This window comes from Arthrobacter sp. CAN_A214 (assembly GCF_015751955.1).
Taxonomy (GTDB): domain Bacteria; phylum Actinomycetota; class Actinomycetes; order Actinomycetales; family Micrococcaceae; genus Arthrobacter_D.
On the sequence record NZ_JADOUU010000006.1, the window covers coordinates 82,562 to 100,639 of the forward strand.

Annotated in this window: 13 protein-coding genes and 1 tRNA gene; 9 read left to right on the forward strand and 5 right to left on the reverse strand. The window is 63.0% G+C overall.

Features of this window, described 5'->3' with window-relative positions:
- Positions 1-9: 9 nt before the first annotated feature.
- The gene (locus IWX65_RS07715; protein ID WP_196881913.1) at positions 10-3,435 is read left to right on the forward strand and encodes an error-prone DNA polymerase; all 3,426 of its coding nucleotides are present in this window, start codon (positions 10-12) and stop codon (positions 3,433-3,435) included.
- Between the two features lie 88 nt (positions 3,436-3,523).
- On the opposite strand, the gene IWX65_RS07720 is transcribed toward IWX65_RS07715, so the two are convergent.
- Positions 3,524-3,606 (reverse strand) — tRNA-Leu (locus IWX65_RS07720).
- A gap of 321 nt (positions 3,607-3,927) precedes the next feature.
- Here IWX65_RS07720 and IWX65_RS07725 point away from each other — a divergent pair.
- From IWX65_RS07725 to pknB, 7 genes are read left to right on the forward strand one after another with little or no spacing between them, the layout of a single operon-like run.
- Positions 3,928-4,662 carry an FhaA domain-containing protein gene (locus IWX65_RS07725; protein WP_196881844.1) on the forward strand — a complete coding sequence of 245 codons (735 nt, stop codon included), beginning with the start codon at positions 3,928-3,930 and terminating at the stop codon, positions 4,660-4,662.
- Positions 4,659-5,147, forward strand: coding sequence for an FHA domain-containing protein FhaB/FipA (locus IWX65_RS07730; protein WP_196881845.1), 489 nt, complete (start codon positions 4,659-4,661; stop codon positions 5,145-5,147). Before IWX65_RS07725 ends, IWX65_RS07730 begins: the two co-directional genes overlap by 4 nt.
- A gap of 2 nt (positions 5,148-5,149) precedes the next feature.
- Positions 5,150-6,721, forward strand: a complete 1,572-nt coding sequence (locus IWX65_RS07735) for a PP2C family protein-serine/threonine phosphatase (protein WP_334683726.1) — start codon at positions 5,150-5,152, stop codon at positions 6,719-6,721.
- On the forward strand, positions 6,718-8,136 hold the full coding sequence (locus tag IWX65_RS07740) for an FtsW/RodA/SpoVE family cell cycle protein (RefSeq protein WP_196881846.1): 1,419 nt from the start codon (positions 6,718-6,720) through the stop codon (positions 8,134-8,136). The genes IWX65_RS07735 and IWX65_RS07740 overlap by 4 nt, the downstream gene beginning before the upstream one ends.
- Positions 8,133-9,575 (forward strand): peptidoglycan D,D-transpeptidase FtsI family protein, encoded by a 1,443-nt coding sequence (locus IWX65_RS07745; protein ID WP_196881847.1) that lies wholly within the window; start codon positions 8,133-8,135, stop codon positions 9,573-9,575. Before IWX65_RS07740 ends, IWX65_RS07745 begins: the two co-directional genes overlap by 4 nt.
- On the forward strand, positions 9,572-11,422 hold the full coding sequence (locus IWX65_RS07750) for a protein kinase domain-containing protein (RefSeq protein ID WP_196881848.1): 1,851 nt from the start codon (positions 9,572-9,574) through the stop codon (positions 11,420-11,422). The genes IWX65_RS07745 and IWX65_RS07750 overlap by 4 nt, the downstream gene beginning before the upstream one ends.
- 22 nt (positions 11,423-11,444) lie before the next feature.
- A complete protein-coding gene (gene pknB, locus IWX65_RS07755) occupies positions 11,445-13,382 on the forward strand; it encodes a Stk1 family PASTA domain-containing Ser/Thr kinase (protein ID WP_196881849.1) in 1,938 nt (645 codons plus the stop codon).
- Positions 13,383-13,387: 5 nt separating this feature from the next.
- Here the strand turns inward: pknB and IWX65_RS07760 are convergent, their stop codons facing one another.
- Positions 13,388-14,032 (reverse strand): aminodeoxychorismate/anthranilate synthase component II, encoded by a 645-nt coding sequence (locus IWX65_RS07760; protein WP_196881850.1) that lies wholly within the window; start codon positions 14,030-14,032, stop codon positions 13,388-13,390.
- 275 nt (positions 14,033-14,307) lie between these two features.
- Here IWX65_RS07760 and IWX65_RS07765 point away from each other — a divergent pair, with 275 nt between their 5' ends.
- On the forward strand, positions 14,308-14,553 hold the full coding sequence (locus IWX65_RS07765; protein WP_196820357.1) for a cell division protein CrgA: 246 nt from the start codon (positions 14,308-14,310) through the stop codon (positions 14,551-14,553).
- Positions 14,554-14,656: 103 nt separating this feature from the next.
- Here the strand turns inward: IWX65_RS07765 and IWX65_RS07770 are convergent, their stop codons facing one another.
- The 3 genes from IWX65_RS07770 to IWX65_RS07780 form a co-directional block, all read right to left on the reverse strand.
- Entirely contained in the window at positions 14,657-16,315 is a 1,659-nt protein-coding gene (locus IWX65_RS07770) for a sensor histidine kinase (protein WP_334683727.1), read from the reverse strand.
- A gap of 317 nt (positions 16,316-16,632) precedes the next feature.
- Positions 16,633-17,502 (reverse strand): rhomboid family intramembrane serine protease, encoded by an 870-nt coding sequence (locus tag IWX65_RS07775; protein WP_196881852.1) that lies wholly within the window; start codon positions 17,500-17,502, stop codon positions 16,633-16,635.
- Positions 17,503-17,510: 8 nt separating this feature from the next.
- Complete coding sequence (locus IWX65_RS07780; protein ID WP_026532681.1) at positions 17,511-18,053, reverse strand: peptidylprolyl isomerase; 543 nt, start codon at positions 18,051-18,053, stop codon at positions 17,511-17,513.
- Between the last annotated feature and the right edge of the window lie 25 nt (positions 18,054-18,078).

Sequence of the window (18,078 nt, forward strand, 5' to 3'; positions counted from 1 at the left end):
AAGATGCCCGTGGCCTGGAGCAATCCGCCCGTCCCCTGGTCCGACTTCGAGCGGAACCTGTCCGACAGAACGCGCCCTGGGGAGCCTCCCCTAGGGGCCGACGGCGGCGACAGCCCCGCCTGGTCAAGGAAACGCCAGCCCTATTCTGCCCCTCCTGCAGGCGCTAGGGCCCCGGAGGAGCAGGGAACGCCCTACGCGGAACTCCATGTCCACTCGAACTTCAGCTTCCTTGACGGCGCAGCCAGCCCGGAGCAACTGGTGGAGGAAGCGCACCGGTTAGGGCTCAGAGGCCTCGCGCTGACGGATCATGATGGCCTGTACGGCGCGGTGCATCTGGCTGAAGCCGCCGAAAAACACCCCGACCTTGCGACCATCTACGGCACGGAACTTTCCCTCGAACTGTCGAAACCCCAGAACGGCGAGCCGGACCCTGAGGGTCCCCATTTACTGGTGCTTGCGCGCGGATCGGCCGGCTACCATCGTCTTGCCGGTGCCATCACCGCAGCACAGCTGGCCGAAGGAGCGGAAAAGGGGAAACCCCGCTACTCCCTGGAGAATCTTGCCGAGCATGCTGCGGGCCAGTGGATGATCCTCACCGGCTGCCGGAAGGGAGCCGTTCGAAAAGCCCTGATCTCCGGGGGCGACCGGGCCGCAGAGCGGGAAATCGTCCGCCTCCTGGACCTTTTCGGCCGGGATTCCGTGGCCGTTGAGCTCTCCGATCAGGGCAACCCATTGGACACCGCGCACAATGATGCACTGGCCGCTCTGGGCGCACGGCTGAAACTACCCGTCATCGCGACAAACAATGTGCACTATGCCGTCCCCGGTCAGCACCGGCTCGCAACCGCCCTGGCTGCCGTCCGCGCGCGCCGGAGCCTCGACCAGATGAACGGCTGGCTCCCGGCAGCGGGCGCGGCTCACCTGCGCAGCGGTGCCGAGATGGCCGTTCGGTTCGAAGCCTATCCGGGAGCCGTGGAACGGACGGTCGACCTTGCGGATGACCTCGCTTTCCGCCTGCGCAGCGTCAAACCCGGCCTGCCGAATATCGAGTTGCCCGAAGGCCACACCCAGATGAGCTACCTCCGGCAGCTCGTCCGGGAAGGGGCGAACAAACTGTACGGCGGCCGGCTCGATGTCCGGACACGGATAGAACGCGAACTGGACGTCATCGAGAGCAAGAATTTTCCCGGATACTTCCTGATCGTCCATGACCTGGTGCACTACGCCCGCCGTAACGGCATCCTGTGTCAGGGTCGCGGCTCGGCGGCGAATTCCGCCGTCTGTTATCTCCTGGAAATCACTGCTGTCGATTCGATCAAGTACGAGCTCCCGTTCGAGCGGTTCCTGTCCAGCCTGCGCGACGAAGAGCCCGACATCGACGTGGACTTCGACTCCGACCGCCGCGAGGAAGTCATCCAGTATGTCTACCGGAAGTACGGGAGATTCAATGCGGCGCAGGTTGCCAACGTCATCACGTACCGCCCCAAGTTCGCTGTCCGTGACATGGCGAAGGCATTGGGCCACAGCCCCGGGCAGCAGGACGCCTGGTCCAAACAGGTGGAACGCTGGGGAGGACTGGTGTCGAGTACTGATCACGACATTCCGGATTCGGTGGTCGGACTTGCCCGGGAAGTTCTTAAATTTCCGCGGCACCTCGGCATCCATTCAGGAGGGATGGTGCTGACGGACCGCCCCGTCGGAGAAGTATGCCCCATTGAGCATGGGCGGATGGAGGGACGGACCGTCCTTCAATGGGACAAGGATGACTGCGCCTGGATGGGCCTGGTGAAGTTCGATCTCCTCGGCCTCGGCATCCTTGCCGCCATCCAGTACAACTTCGATCTTGTGGCAAAGCACTTCGGTGAGCAGTGGGCGCTGCACAGTATTCCCAAGGAGGAGCAGGGCGTCTACGACATGCTGTGCTTCGCCGATTCGGTGGGGGTGTTCCAGGTGGAAAGCCGTGCCCAGATGGGAATGCTTCCCCGTCTGCAGCCACGCCGGTTCTACGACCTCGTGATCGAAGTGGCCCTCGTACGTCCGGGCCCCATCCAAGGTGGTGCCGTCCACCCTTATATCAAGCGCAAAATGGGCGAGGAAGAGGTGCTCTATATCCACCCGGACCTCAAACCGGTGCTCGAACGCACGCTGGGTGTTCCCCTGTTCCAGGAACAATTGATGCAGATGGCCATGGTGGTGGGAGGCTGCACGGGAGCCGATGCCGACCTGCTGCGTCGGGCCATGGGATCGAAACGGGGGGAGGAACGGATCGATTCGCTACGGACCAAGCTCTATGAGGGCATGGAGTCGAACGGCATCACCGGAGACGTCGCAGACGCAATCTACAACAAGATCCATGCGTTCGCTAACTTCGGTTTCGCCGAGAGCCACTCCATCAGTTTCGCCCTGCTGGTCTATGTGAGTGCCTGGTTGAGGCTCCACTATCCTGGAGCCTTCCTCGCCTCGCTGTTACGGGCACAACCGATGGGATTCTATTCACCGCAGACACTCGTTGCTGATGCACGGCGGCATGGGGCACAGGTGCTGCGGCCCGACATCCTGCACTCCGGCGTCTCCGCTGACCTCGAACCTCTTGACGGCTTCGTCCCCGGTGAGGATCTCCGATCTCGGACCACAGGAACGGACTGCTGCGTGCAGGAGCATCAGCCGCCCGTCGGTCCGTTCGACCGAAGCGTTCCCTTCGATTCCACCGCCCACCGCCGGGACGGCAACTATGCGGTGCGGCTGGGGTTGGACAGCGTGCAGTCCCTTGGTACGAAGGTGGCGGAAAGGATTGTGGGTGAGCGAACCCGAAACGGCCCCTTCGAGGACATGAGGGACCTCGCACGGCGTACCGGGCTCACTTCCGCGCAGCTTGAAGCGCTCGCTGCCGCCGGAGCCTTCGATTCCATGGGCTTGTCGAGGCGTGCCGCACTGTGGGATGCGGGCCCTGCCTCCACCGAGCGGGAGGGCCAGATCAAGGGCACCGCCGTCTATATCCAGCCCCCGCTGATGCCCGAACTCTCGGACCTTGACAAGGTGGGTTCAGATTTATGGTCCCTGGGTATCACTCCTGATGATCACCCGGTACGCCATGCGCGGACCCGGCTGAAGCGCCGGGGTGCGCTCAGTGCGGCGGATCTGCAGGTGGCGGAATCCGGCCGACGCGTGGAAACCGGCGGGGTGGTGACACACCGCCAGCGCCCTGCCACTGCCAGCGGTATTACCTTCCTGAACCTGGAGGACGAAACCGGACTGGTGAATGTGATCTGCTCAGTAGGAGTATGGCAGCGGTACCGCCGCGTGGCACGGGAAGCCAGCAGCGTGATTGTTCGGGGCATCCTTGAACGGTCCCCCGAGGGAGTGGTGAACCTTGTAGCGGACCGGTTCGAGGTGCTGCAGCTCAAGGCAACGACGAAGTCACGGGACTTCCGATGAAGCGCCGTTTCCCGGACCAGGAAAGAGGCACGGGCCCTCCAACGACAAAAGGCCCCCGAAACTGGGAGCCTTTTGTCTCGAATTTCCGTGCGCGAGGGGGGATTTGAACCCCCACACCCTTTCGGATACTGGCACCTGAAGCCAGCGCGTCTGCCGTTCCGCCACTCGCGCAATTTCAAGATTCCAAACTTTTCGGATAGCTCCGATCGGCTTGTGAACAGCAGAAACAAGCATAACGGAGCCGGTGAGAAAACACCTAAACGGACTACTTCCGGCCTGGGCGCCGCATTCTTCGGGCACCCGGCGCCGGCGTCCAATCGTTAGCGCAAAGTAATGCCCGGGCAGCCACTGTTAATGTCATTCCCAGAGCACCCAAGTAGTATCGGGGTGAACGTGCCCGGCTGGACGCTGCCCCAGGCAGGACCACGGGGAAGCAATCAAGCCAGGTTCCGCAGCACCTACGAACATCCCGAGGAAGGTCAGGAGGCGAAAATGGGCATACTCGACAATGTAGAACGCGGTTTGGAGAAAATGGTCCGGGGCGTCTTCTCCACCGGTTCCCGGTCCGAGGTGCAACCGGTGGAAATTGCCAGTGCGCTCCGCAAGGAACTGGATGATCGGTCAATGGTTCTTGCCCAGGGCCGTACCCTCGCCCCGAATGTCTTCACCGCGCGCTTGTCCGATGCAGATTTCGCGAACGCTCAGCGATGGGGCTCAGCCCTCGCCGAGGAGTTGTGCGACGTCGTGATCCGCCATGCCACCAGCCAGCAGTATATTCTCCAGGGCCCGGTCCAAGTTTCCTTCGCACACGATCCCGACCTCAAGACAGGTGTGCTCGAACTCGACTCCAACATGGAAAAGGGTGGGCGCCGGCCGCCGGCCGCCAATGCACCCTCCGCGCCCAGACGGCAGCCCACCCGCTACCAGCCCGTGCTCGAACTGGACGGGCAGCGCTACTCGATCAATGCGGGGTCGATCATTCTAGGCCGATCCTCCGATGCGGATATCCTCGTGGACGATACCGGTGTTTCCCGACGCCATCTGGAAATCCGCACCTCGAACGGCGGGGTGTTCGCCGTCGACCTCGGTTCCACGAACGGCAGTTACGTCAATGGGCAGCGAGTCCAGGGCCAGGCGGAGCTGACGGACGGATCGGTCATCACCATGGGTCGCACACGTCTGACCTTCCGGCTCGTTCCCCTCCCGGCCGGTGATGCACAGGCATGAGTGAGGCAGGCGAACTGACCGTCACGCTGCTGCGCTACGGCTTCCTGGTGCTGTTATGGATCCTCGTCCTCAGTACGGTGAGCGCGCTCCGGCGCGACCTCGTCGTCGGACAGCGCAACAAGACCGGCACACCGACGGCCCGCGAGGCGCGCAAGAATCCGGAACTGGCCCAGGAATTGCCTCCCCCACGGATCCAGGCGCACCAGCTCGTGGTGACCGAGGGTCCACTCGCCGGCACCACCCTCGACCTGACGTCCAGCCCCATCCTCCTAGGGCGCGCCCAGGAAGCAACGCTTGTCCTCGAGGACGATTACGCATCAGGCAGGCACGCCCGGCTGTTCCCCCAGGGGAGCCGTTGGTTCGTCGAGGACCTGGGCTCGACCAACGGCACCTTCCTCGCAGGGTCCCAGCTCACCCGGGCCCTGCCCGTCGAGCCCGGCGTGCCCATCCGGATCGGTAAGACGGTCATTGAATTGAGGCCATAGCCATGGCTCTTGTTCTACGGTTTGCGGCGCGCTCGGATGTCGGCATGGTGCGCTCGAAAAATGATGACTCGGCCTACGCCGGACGCTATCTGGCGGTCGTGGCGGATGGAATGGGTGGCCATGCGGGCGGCAACGTCGCCTCGGCCTCCACCGTCCTCGACCTGGTGCACCTCGACCGGGGCGATCATGCCGGGGACGCCGGTACCCACCTTGCGGATGAGATCCAGACGGCCAACTCCCTGTTGTCGGAGCTCGTCAGCACCAATACCCAGCTCGCCGGCATGGGCACCACTGTCACCGCGCTGCTCCTCGACGGAAACCGGCTCGAACTCGCGCACATCGGTGATTCACGTGCCTACCGCCTCAAGGACGGCGTCTTTCAGCAGATCACCAAGGACCACACCTTCGTGCAGCGGCTCATTGACGAAGGCAGGCTCAGGCCCGAGGAGGCTGAGGTCCATCCGCACAAAAATGTCCTCATGCGTGTGCTCGGGGATGTCGATGCAAGTCCGGAGCTTGACCTCGAATCCTTCGATGTCGCCCCGGGCGAACGATGGCTGCTGTGTTCGGACGGGTTGAATGCAGTGCTCAGCGAACACGTCGTGGAGCAGGTCTTTCGGGAGACGGTGGACCTGCGGCAATGCGTCAACGCGCTTGTGGAGCTGACCCTCACGGGTGGCTCCCCCGACAACGTCACCGTGGCGATCGTGGAAGTGGCGGAGGCCGACGACGACGAGGTGTTGCCTCCCCCCATCATTCCTCCTGTCCGGGAAGCAGCGGGAGAGCGCGAGCAGGGTCCCGCCGCCGATTCCGAAGGCGGCGATGGCTCGCCGGCCATCGACGACGGTGAGCTCCCCGGTGCTGCCATACGCGCCGACATCATCCGTGAGGACCTGCTGACCCGTCCGCATGTCCTCGTCGGTTCGGCCGCCCTTGCGACTGAGACCGGGCAGATTCCGATCGTGACGCAGCGCTCCAGCGAACGCCGGGCCGCCATGATGCTGACTCACGGCGGCGAGACGTCAGCCGGAGGGGAGGCGACGGTTGACCCGGACCTCGCTCCGGCGAGACGCCGCTGGTTGATGCCGGCGTTCCTCGGCTTGATGGCATTGATCCTGATTGCCGTCGTCGGTTTCGGGTACACCTGGACGCAGACCCGCTACTACGTTGCCGCATCGCAGAACAAGGTCGCTATCTACAGTGGCGTCCCGCAGAGCGTGGGCCCTTTCCGCCTCAGTGAAGTCTACGAGGTGACGGATATTCCGGTTTCGAACCTGCCCGAGTACCAAAGGTCCCGCCTGATGAACACCTTGCCGACGAGTGACCTGCAGCAAGCCGAGCGGATTGTGAAGGACCTTCGCGGCGAGCTCAGGGCAGTTCCGTGCGACCCCGGTGAAGGTACCTCCACTTCGGCCCCGACTGCACCGGACAACGCGACCGGCACTCCGACGACGGCCCCGACTGCTACCGCTGAACCATCCACCAGCCCTGCGCCGAGCACCAGCAATCCGGCCGGGGACGGCCCATCCGGAGAGGCGCAGCCTCAGATGACGTGTGATGGAGGTTCACGATGAGCGATGTGATGACTGTTCCAAGATCCCGCAGGAATGTGGAAGCCCTCCTGTTGCTTGTCGCTTTGGCCGTTGCGATCGGAGCGAACTACATCGCCGGGCTGGACCGGGAGGAGCAGTTCAACTCCTACTTCTGGACCCAGGCCTTCACCTTCCTGGGCATGGGACTGCTGATCCACATCATCCTCAGGATCCGGGCCAAGTATGCTGACCCAGTAATACTTCCGATCGTTCTAGCCCTCAACGGCATCGGCCTGGCCATGATCCACCGGCTGGATCTCACCCGCATCAGTGAGGCGACCTTCAGCCCTGTCGCTCCCCAGCAACTGCTCTGGACGGGCGTGGCAATCAGTGCTGCCGCGGTGCTGCTGGTCTTCCTCAAGGACCATCGGATCCTCCGGCGCTTCACCTACATCTCCCTCATCGGAAGTGCCGTTCTACTCCTGCTGCCCCTCACCCCGCTTGGGCTCGAGATCAATGGTGCGAGGATCTGGATCTCAGTGGGCATCGGAACCTTCCAGCCGGGTGAAGTCGCCAAGATCACGCTGGCCGTCTTCTTCGCCGGATATCTTTCCACGAACCGGGACCTCATCCTCCTGGCGGGCAAGAAAATCGGCCCACTGCAACTGCCGCGGTTCCAGGACCTCGCGCCCATGGTCGCCGCGTGGTTCGTCAGTATCGGCGTACTGATCTTCCAGCGGGACCTCGGATCCTCCATTCTCTTCTTCGGCCTCTTCATGGCCATGATCTACGTGGCAACCAGCAGAGTGAGCTGGGTCCTGATCGGGCTGGCACTGATCGGTGTCGGCGGGTATGTCGCGCTGCAGTTGTTCAGCCATGTGGCTCTGCGCTTCGACAGCTGGATCAATGCCTTCGACCCCGAGGTCTACAACCGGAACCCCGGGGGCAGCGGCCAGGTGGTGCAGGGTCTGTTCGGGCTCGCCAGCGGCGGGCTCGTGGGAACCGGCTTCGGCCAGGGACGGCCGGATCTCGTCACCTATGCCAACAGCGACATGATCATCGCCGCCCTCGGTGAGGAACTGGGACTGATCGGCATCAGCGCCATCGTCATGCTTTACGTAGTACTCGTATCCCGGGGATTCCGCGCAGCCCTGGGTACGAAGGACGGCTTCGGGAAGCTACTCGCCTGCGGGCTCTCCTTCACCATCGCGCTGCAATGTTTCGTCGTCATCGGAGGCATCACCCGATTGATCCCCTTGACCGGCCTCACCACCCCTTTCATGTCCGCCGGTGGTTCTTCGCTGCTCGCCAACTGGCTGATCGTGGCTCTTCTCCTGATGATCTCCGAAACGGCACGCCGTCCGGCACCAAGTGGCCCTCTGACGAGTTCCTTTCCCGATGCCATCGGCATGAACGGTAAACCCACCCCCGGACACCCCACGGAGGCCGCCCGATGAACCAGGCAATCCGCCGATCCTGGATGGTAGCGATCGGGATGTTCACGCTGATCCTCGGATCCCTGACCTACGTGCAGTTCTTCCAGGCCGAAGCCTTGAGCACGAACGACTGGAACAACCGGCAGCTCTACCAGGAATTCGGGCAGCCGCGCGGCGCGATCCTCGTCGATGGCCGGGCCGTTGCGGAATCGGTGCCGTCCGACGACCAGTTCAACTACCAGCGGGTGTACAACCAGCCCAACCTCTACGCCCACCTCACTGGCTATTACTCGCTGGTCAACGGGTCCACCCAGTTGGAAAAGGCTGAATCGGAACTGCTTTCCGGTACGAGCAACGAACTCTTCTATGACCGCCTCGTACGTCTGTTTTCCGGCGACCAGGTTGCCGGCGCCTCCATCGAGCTGACGATCGATCCGCAGCTCCAGCAACTTGCCTTCGACCTGATTCCGGATGGCCAGAAGGGCACGATCGTTGTGACGGAGCCGAAGACCGGCAACATCCTTGCCATGGCGTCGAAGCCCTCCTACGACCCCAACCTCATTGCCAACCACGACACCAGCGTCGTCGTCCAGAATGTGGCTGAATTGTCGGAAGTGCCGGGTCTGTCGATCTATACGAATCCGGCCACGGAATCACTCATCGCCCCGGGCTCGGTCTTCAAACTGATCGTCGCCGCAGCAGCCCTCGAATCCGGTCTGTTCGACGAGGACTCCGAAATACCGAATCCCGCCTCCCTCGAGCTTCCTGGATCATCCGAGACGCTGCCGAACTACGTGAACGGCAACTGCGCTTCGAGAAATACAGCGGATCTCGAATTCGCCATCGAGCAGTCCTGTAACACACCGTTCGCGCAGATCGCGTGGGAACTCGGTCAGGAGCGCATTCAGGAGCAGGCCCAGGCTTTCGGTTTCGGTGAGGAGTTCTCCATTCCAACCCGGGTGGTTGCCAGTTCCTTCCCGGACGAACTGGACCAGGCGCTGCTCGCCTATTCAGCCATCGGGCAGTACGACGTCAAGGTGACGCCACTGCAGATGGCCATGGTCAGCGCAGCGATCGCCAACGACGGCGTGCTGATGAAGCCCAACCTCATCAAGGCGGTCCGCGCTCCGGATCTTGAACTGCTCGACTCTCCCCAGCCCGAGGTCCTCAACGAGCCCGTCAGCCGCGACACCGCCGACCAGCTGACAGAGTGGATGGTCAACGTGGTGGAGAATGGAACAGCCCGCGGCGCGCAGGTTTCCGGCGTTGAGGTTGCTGGTAAAACCGGCACGGCGGAGCTCACCGAAATCGGCGACAACGCATGGTTCACCGGGTTTGCTCCTGCCGACGACCCGCAGGTTGCGGTGTCCATCGTGATGGAAAACGTGGATATCGCCACCGGAAGCCAACTGACAAGTCCCAGTGCACAAAGAATCATAGAGGCGGTGCTCAACCAGTGAGGCCTACATCGGGAATCACCCTCGGCGGCAGGTTCCAGCTCACTGACCGCATCGCCATCGGCGGAATGGGTGAGGTCTGGAAAGCCCGTGACCAGGTGCTCGGCCGGGTGGTCGCCATCAAGATCCTCAAAGAGGAATATTCCGGCGACCCGGCCTTCCTCAACCGGTTTCGGGCCGAGGCGCGCCATACAGCCCTCCTGAGCCATGAAGGTATCGCCAATGTCTTCGACTACGGCGAAGAGGGCGGGTCGGCCTACCTGGTGATGGAGTTGGTTCCAGGACAGCCGCTGTCAGCGGTGATCGAGAAGGAGCAGGTACTCTCACCGGACCGCACCCTCTCGATCGTCGGGCAAACGGCCACCGCCCTGGCCGTCGCGCACCGTCAGGGACTCGTCCACCGGGATGTGAAACCGGGAAACATCCTCGTAATGCCGAACAATCGCGTGAAGATCACCGACTTCGGCATCGCTCGCCTCGCCGATCAGGTTCCGCTGACCGCAACGGGTCAGGTCATGGGTACGGCCCAGTACCTTGCACCCGAGCAGGCCACCGGGCAGCCCGCCACCGGGTCGAGCGATATCTACGCGCTCGGCGTGATCGGTTATGAGCTGCTTGCGGGCCGACGCCCGTTCTCCGGAGAATCCCAGATAGCGATCGCCCTGGCACAGGTGAACGACGCACCGCCGCCGCTACCGGAATCGATACCACGGCCGGTACGGGCCCTGATCGCCTCGATGCTGGCCAAGGATCCGGCAGACCGCCCAGCCAATGCCGAGGCACTGGCCCGCGCGGTGGATGCCATCCGCGCCGGCAACACGACGGCGGCCGAGGCTGCTGTGCCCGGCATGCTGCTCTTCGGCGGTCCCGCGGGCGCCGCCACCGCAGCTGTCCCTCGTCAGGACACTGCAGCGACCCGGGCAGTTCCGGCCCCGTCAACTTCCGCACTGCCGACCGTCGCAGCTCCCGCTGCAGCAGCCGGCGCCATCGCCGCGTCACGCAACTGGTCGGAGGAGGACATCGACCGCAGGGATCCTCCCGAGGAGGCTGAACGCCACCGGAGCCCCTGGTTGATTCCACTCATCGTGCTGCTTCTGCTGGCGCTGTTGGCCATCGCCGCCCTGGTCATCGGTCCACTGCTCGCAGGGGACGGCACCGACCCGGCCCCGGCTGCGACAACAAGTTCGAGTTCATCGCCGCGCTCCAGTACGCCGCCGTCGAGTTCCCCCCCGGCTTCTTCCTCGCCGCCCTCCGCGGAAGAGACCACTCCCGAAGTGGAGCAGATCATTATTTCCGCTGCGCAGTACCAGGGACGGCAGGTCGATGAGGTGGCCGCTGAACTGGGTGCCCTCGGCCTTGCAGTATCCCGTGTGCCAGTCAGCTCGAGCGAGGACGTGGGTGTCGTCCTGAACCTCGACCCCGTAGGAACACTCAGCCCGGGCGACACCATCACGGTGACCTATTCGGACGGTCCCGAACAAGTCAACGTCCCCGGCAACCTCATCAACCAGAACGAAGCGACAGTGCGGCAGCGCCTCACCGAAGCCGGGCTGGAGCCGGTGAACGGGGGAACGCAGGTCTCATCAGCTCCGGCAGGAACGGTGATCGGTCTGGATCCCCAGACGGGCGCCCTCGTTCCAGCAGGTTCACAGGTTGCGTACACGCTGTCTTCCGGCCCCCCGGCAACCACCGTTCCCGAACCCACCCAGGAGCCCGAGCCCACTTCGGAGCCGGAGCCCACCTCGGAGCCGGAGCCCACCTCGGCATCACCCACCGCCGGCTCCGCACCCGCGCCCGCGCTCGTACCCACCGCCACTCCAACGCCGTCCGCCTCATCCCAGGGATCATGACCGGTAGCGACGGTGATGCCGCATGAGCGCTGAACGGATTCTCAACGGACGTTACGAGGTCCGCGAGCTCATCGGCAGGGGTGGAATGGCTGATGTCCATCTCGGCCGTGACCTCCGGCTCGGACGTGCGGTGGCGATCAAGATCCTCCGGAAGGATCTTGCCCGTGATCCGCTCTTCCAATCACGCTTTCGGCGCGAAGCACAGGCCGTCGCGGGCCTCAACTGCCCCACCATCGTCGCCGTGTACGACACCGGCGAGGAGGAAGTGCCGGACCGGCCGGAACACGAGGTGAAGGTTCCGTTCATCGTGATGGAATTCGTCGCCGGGTGCACCCTTCGCGACATCGTTCGAGCCGGCAACCTTCCTCAGGAGGACGCGCTCGAACACCTGTCCGGTGTGTTGTCGGCACTTGAGTACAGCCACCGCGCGGGCATTGTCCACCGCGACATCAAGCCCGCCAATGTGATGATCACACCCGATGGGCACGTCAAGGTCATGGATTTCGGAATCGCGCGGGCAATGGCCGATTCAGCTGCCACCATGACCCAGACCCAGGCAGTGATCGGCACTGCACAATACCTGTCCCCTGAACAGGCACGCGGTGAGACGGTCGACGCCCGCAGCGACCTCTATTCCGCAGGATGCCTGCTGTATGAACTACTGACCGGCAGGCCCCCCTTCACAGGGGACAGTCCCGTCTCGGTCGCCTACCAGCACGTGCGAGAGAAACCCAGAGCTGCCAGCTCAGTGAACCCCGCAGTCAGTCCAGCGCTGGACTCGGTACTGACGAGGGCCCTTGCGAAGGATCGCCAGGAACGCTTCCAGGATGCGGCCTCCTTTCGTACTGCTCTCGAAGCGGCCGGCCGCGGCGTCCTACTGGCACCCGACGCCGGCGAGCGAACGCAGGCGATGACCATCCTCCAGCCGGCGGTGCGGGCCGCTCCGGCGGCCATTTCCCGGAACACCGATACTCATACCCGTTCCATGACCGCAGTTCCTAGGGCAGGAACCTCCTTCGGTGCTCACACCGCCGAACAGGAACAGCGAATCGCACCACGGGAGGACGACGGCGAACGCCGGCGGCGGAGATCCGCACGGGCGGCCTGGCTGACTGTTTTCATTGCTGCGGTAATCCTCGTCCTCGCGACCGGCTTTTTCTTCCTCAACAGCCTGAATCCTGCCCCCGAGGCCTCTCCGCTCGTCGAAGTTCCGGTGGTCGAACGCCTGACCGAAGCACAGGCGACCGACGAACTATCGAGGGCGGGTCTGGTTCCCATTTTCACCGAGCGGCACAACTCCGACGTCGAGCAGGGCCTTGTCGTCTCCTCCGATCCGGACGCCGGCCGACGCGTCGATCCCGACAGCCGGGTCACGATGGTCCTCTCATTAGGACCCGCCAACGTCGAGGTTCCTGCATCGATCCGGGGTCTGACCGAGTCCTCGGCCCGGACATCCCTAGAGGATGCCGGCCTGCGGGTGGGTCGGGTGACCGAGGCCACCAGCGCGACGGTCACAGCCGGCCGGGTGGTCTCATCTTCCCCGGAGGCAGGTCAGTCCGTGCCGGCCGGCGGCGCAGTGGATCTGGTCCTGTCCAATGGCCGGGTGACCGTCCCGTTGCTGGTCGACCTGCCACAGGCGGCTGCGACAGCACTCTTGAACGATCCGGACGTGATGCTGCCGTACCGTGTGGATATCGTCGAAAACAGTGTGGTCGAGCCGGGCATCGTGACGAACCAGAGCGCCGCCGCCCGAAGCGAGGTTCCTCAGGGAACCGAGATCGTCATCCAGGTAGCTGCCCCCGCTACGGAACCTGTACCCCCGCGGAGTCCCACTACGACTCCGACACCGACTCCTACACCGAGTCCTTCCGCGACTCCTTCTTCGGAATCGACGGCTGAGACGTCACCTCCAGCAACAACCACTTCACCGTCGCCGTCGTCCCTCCCGGAAGGTAACTGAACGCCCTAGCGCGCGATCAGGGGGCTGAGGGTCGATGCCTTCGCTGCCGCCCCCTCAAGACCGAGCGACTCCAGCCAGTTGCCGAGCATCTGGTAGCCTCCCTCGGTCAGGACTGATTCAGGATGGAACTGCACGCCGCACAGCGGGGCCGTCCGATGTTCCAGACCCATGATGATCCCGCTCGCCGTGCGCGCGGTGACATTGAGCTGCGCCGGGACGTCGTCGCTGACTGCGGCGAGCGAGTGGTACCGGGTGGCCGTGACCGGCGACGGCAGTCCGGCGAAGATGCCGGTGGCATCGTGCTCCACCAGCGAAGTCTTCCCGTGCATGAGCTCGGGCGCGTGCGTTACCGAGCCGCCATACGCTTCGGCCAGTGCCTGGTGTCCCAGGCAGACTCCGAGCATCGGCTTGTTGCTGGCGCCGCACCAGCGAATCAGGTCCACGCAGATTCCGGCGTCGGAAGGTGCCCCTGGCCCCGGTGAAATCAGGACGCCATCCCGGCTTTCGGCGAGCTCAGCAGCTTCAGCGAGCGTAACGTCGTCGTTCCGGACGACAGTGGTTTCCGCTCCGAGTTCCTGCAGGTAGCCCACGAGGGTGTAGACGAAGCTGTCGTAGTTATCGACAACGAGGATTCTGGTGGTATCAGTCATTGGAGAAGTGCCAATCGTGGAATCGGTGAGCGGATCCGGCCATGGCCCGAATACCGCACATGCAATGATACGCTTCCAGCCGCCGCTGCCTGATCCGCTCGGACCCGGCAGCGGTCCACCGTCCCGGGTTTGGGTGCATTGGCTAGAATCGACAAGAAACCATGCCGGTTCAAAGGCGCAGGATCCCTGCTGACCAGCGGGGCTTCAGCGTCGGGCGGCATTGCCGCATCAAACGTAGCCCGGTTGGTACCCAGCCGGCCCATCAAGGAGGACCTGTGCCAGAATCGAAACGCCGCAAGAAGCCGGCTTCCGCACGAGCAGCAGTTTCGGCCGAGCCCAAGCCCAATCCGGTCTGGTACAAACCCGTGATGTTCGGCCTCATGATTATCGGCTTGCTGTGGATCATCACCTATTACATCTCCGAAGGGACTCTTCCAGTGCAGCCATGGGGTTCCCTGAACATCATGGCCGGGTTCGGGATAGCAATTGTCGGGTTCTTGATGACCACGCGCTGGCGCTGAGGATCGGCCCGCACGAGTCCCTGCACCCTTGATGCCCGGCTCGCGGCCACGGTATCCCCTGCAGCACGATTCAAGGAACAGGCCCGGGGGTAGACTCCATTCCTCAGGATCGGGCGGGGAGGCTGATGGTGAAAATCGAGCCGTACCCTGGTTTGCTCGCGCAGGAAATGGTTCCCGAATGGCCCTCCACGATGGCTTTCGTGATTGCCAGACCAAGTCCTGTCCCCGGTATCGATGATGCCCGAGCTGATTTGGCCCGGAAGAATCTTTCGAACACGCGTGCTGCATCCGGTGGGGACAATCCAATGCCTGTGTCCTGAACATCCAGCGTGAGCAGTCCGTCGTCGGCCCGCGCCCGAATGGCAACCACTCCACCTTCCGGCGAATACTTGATGGCATTCGAGAGAAGGTTGTCGAGGACCTGCGCCATTCGCAGGGGATCGGTATGTGTCCACAGCGGCGCCGGGACATCGGTCCTGATGTCAATGCCTGCGGCTGCTGCCTGGGGAAGTACTGACCCGACCACGGAGTCGATCAACCCGGCGAAATCCGTTTCACGCGGATAGACCTTCATTCCGGCCGAACCTGATTGCAGCAGACTGGATACCAGCTCGCTGAGGCGTTCGGCATTCTTGTAGGCGATCTCGACATAACGGGAGGCGTCTTCAGGGCTATTCGCGTTGGCAGCGAATTCGAGGTTGCCGACTATCGAGGTTATCGGTGTCCGTAGCTCGTGGGACACCGTAGCTATCACCTCGTCCTTGGCTCTCAGCGCCTCGACCAGGCTGGTGACGTCGTTGTAGGCAAGAACGGCTCCCCGAAAGTTGCCCGATTCCGTCTCTATGGTCCGTGCGGCAGTGGAAAGCGCTCGAGCCGTGGAACCCTCGCCAACCCACACGAGATAGTCACCGAAGGTCTCTCCGGCAGCAGCCCGTGTAACCGGCCACCTGCTTTCCGGCAGCGGCGTTTTGCGGTCCTGTCCGAAGAGCGCAAGCGTGTGCCGTTCGGAATCAGCGTCACCCTGCGAGGCTGTGGAACGCTCGAAAAACTCGTGCTGGTGATTCGTCAGCATGGTTTTCCCGGTCTCATCGACGGTGATCAAGCCGATATCGATCGTATCGAGGATGGTCTGCAGGAGGCTTTCACGCTCACTGCTCACCTCTAGCAGTTGCCGGAGCTCCGCATCCTTCTTCTCCAGTCTGCGCTGCTGCAGTGCCATGTTCGCCGTAACGAAGCGGACCCCGAGCGAGACAGCAAGCAGCATGACCGGTATCAGCACCGCGCCGGTCGCTTCCGTCGCCGTAGGAGGCGTGGAACGGCCGAGGAGGGGAGGCGCGATGATCAGCAGGGGTCCCAGAAAACTGATCAATGCCGAGAACCCGGGGAAGCTGTTGGAAGCCGAGAGCCAGATCACCGGAAAAATCAGCAGGATCGGAAAGCTGGACAGGAATTCGGCCGCACCGAGGTGGGAAAGGGTAAGGGCCGCCATGTCACCCAATGGGATGAGAAGCGAAGCATGATGAGGCAGGCGTTCCCACGGAAAGGCCCAGCAGCAGATCAGCAGGAGCACGTGGACCAGGAGTGACGCCTGGAACAGCGGCTCATTCAACATCCCCGGCCAGGCGGCAGGGGCAGCGAGGACGATACACACGAGGATGGCAGTGAGCGGCAACTGACACAGTCCGATGCGGGTTCTGAGACCCACCCGGTCCAACAGGGACGCTTCTGCTGAGGCCGGATCAATCACGGGGATGCTGCTCACTGAGGGATACACCCGAATGGGCGCTGTTCGGGCGAGAGACCATTCATCCATTATCGCCGCAGCAGCACCGAAGCTGCGAAGGCTTACCAAAAGCGCGAGCGGTGATTTGTACACACGTTGTGCACTAAGTTATCCACAGCTGTGAACAACTTCACCGATACTGCGGATTGTATCGGGTAACTTCAGTCCCAGCTTATCCACAGATGTGGAATTACATGTGTGTAAGTTATACCCCGTGTGGATAATCGCTGTGGATAACAACAGCTATGGCCCGCATCCAAAGGAATACGGGCCATAGGGATAGTGCGGTGCCCCACCTAGATCGGCAGGAGGAACACTCCCAGGAAGGTCAGGAGAACAAGCACGGCGGCGACCGCGGCCAGCCCCGCCCACTGGAGCGCTGCACGCCGAGGTCCCTTCGGAGCGTAGGCCAACACGGCTGCGCCTACCGCGCCGGTAAGCAATCCCCCGAGGTGGGCCTGCCAGGAGATGCCCTGCACCACGAACCCGAGAACACCATTGATGGCGATCAGGACAACGATCTGACGGACATCCCCGCCGGTTTTGCGCTGGATGATGAACAGTGCTCCGAAGAGGCCGAAAACTGCTCCTGATGCCCCGACAACCCCCTGGTTGAAGCCCGCAAGAAGCAGGACCCCCACGGAGCCACCCACAGCAGCCAGCAGATACAGCGCCAGGAATCTTGTCCTGCCCAGCATCGGCTCGAGGGCCTGACCGAGTATCCAGAGCGCGTACATGTTGAACGCGATGTGGAGAAGGAAACTGGGTGAGTGAAGGAAAGCCGCCGTCAGCATGCGCCACGGTTCAGGCTCCACCACTCCCGGAACACCGGCCGTGTAATAGGGCGCATACAGCAACGTGCCGGTCACCAGCGGAGACACGAGCTGCAGCAGGAACAAGGCGACGCATATACCGATGATGGAGAAGGTGATCACCGGCCGGCCCGCCCGTGCTACACCACCGAAAGCGGTCCGTGTGGCCGCGATGTTCCGCGCCTGTTCCCGCACACAGTCCATACACTGGAATCCCACGGCTGCCGGTCGCTGGCATTCTGCACAGGCCGGGCGCCCGCAGCGTTGACACCGGACATAGCTGATGCGATCCGGGTGCCGCGCACATACCGGGGCTTCCTGGCGTGGGTCCGGTGCGGGAACTCCGTAGGTCACAGGTTTTTCTATTGCTGTTCTACGGTGATGCTGCTGATGACGACGTCCTCGAGGGGCTTGTCGCGCATGTCAGTAGCGATGGCGTTGAGCTTGTCCACCACTTTCCGGGATTCCTCATCGGTGACATCTCCGAAGATGGTGTGCTTGCCCTGCAGCCAGGTGGTGGGCACCGACGTGATGAAGAACTGTGATCCGTTCGTGCCGCGTCCACCCTGGGTACCGGCATTGGCCATAGCGAGCTTGTAGGGCTCGTTGAAGTTGAGGTCCGGGTTGATCTCGTCGTCGAACTTGTAGCCCGGTCCGCCGATTCCCTGGCCGAGCGGATCCCCGCCCTGGATCATGAAGTCCTTGATGATCCGGTGGAAAATGGTTCCGTTGTACAGCGGCGAGTTCGTCTCTTCGCCGGTTTCCGGATGGGTCCAGGTGATCTCGCCGGTCGCGAGACCGACGAAGTTCTTGACGGTCTTCGGAGCATGGTTGCCGAAAAGGTTGACCAGAATGGTGCCCTGGTTGGTCTGGATGGTGGCCTGTGCGGTTGGAATAGCAGTCATTGTGCCATTCTTCCACGGGCGGGCG

What these genes read in the sequence shown, in the direction of transcription:
- IWX65_RS07725 (WP_196881844.1), top strand. Translation starts at nt 3,928, where the DNA reads ATGGGCATACTCGACAATGTAGAACGCGGTTTGGAGAAAATGGTCCGG.
- IWX65_RS07730 (WP_196881845.1), top strand. Translation starts at nt 4,659, where the DNA reads ATGAGTGAGGCAGGCGAACTGACCGTCACGCTGCTGCGCTACGGCTTC.
- IWX65_RS07735 (WP_334683726.1), top strand. Translation starts at nt 5,150, where the DNA reads ATGGCTCTTGTTCTACGGTTTGCGGCGCGCTCGGATGTCGGCATGGTG.
- IWX65_RS07740 (WP_196881846.1), top strand. Translation starts at nt 6,718, where the DNA reads ATGAGCGATGTGATGACTGTTCCAAGATCCCGCAGGAATGTGGAAGCC.
- IWX65_RS07745 (WP_196881847.1), top strand. Translation starts at nt 8,133, where the DNA reads ATGAACCAGGCAATCCGCCGATCCTGGATGGTAGCGATCGGGATGTTC.
- pknB (WP_196881849.1), top strand. Translation starts at nt 11,445, where the DNA reads ATGAGCGCTGAACGGATTCTCAACGGACGTTACGAGGTCCGCGAGCTC.
- IWX65_RS07760 (WP_196881850.1), bottom strand. Translation starts at nt 14,032, where the DNA reads ATGACTGATACCACCAGAATCCTCGTTGTCGATAACTACGACAGCTTC.
- IWX65_RS07780 (WP_026532681.1), bottom strand. Translation starts at nt 18,053, where the DNA reads ATGACTGCTATTCCAACCGCACAGGCCACCATCCAGACCAACCAGGGC.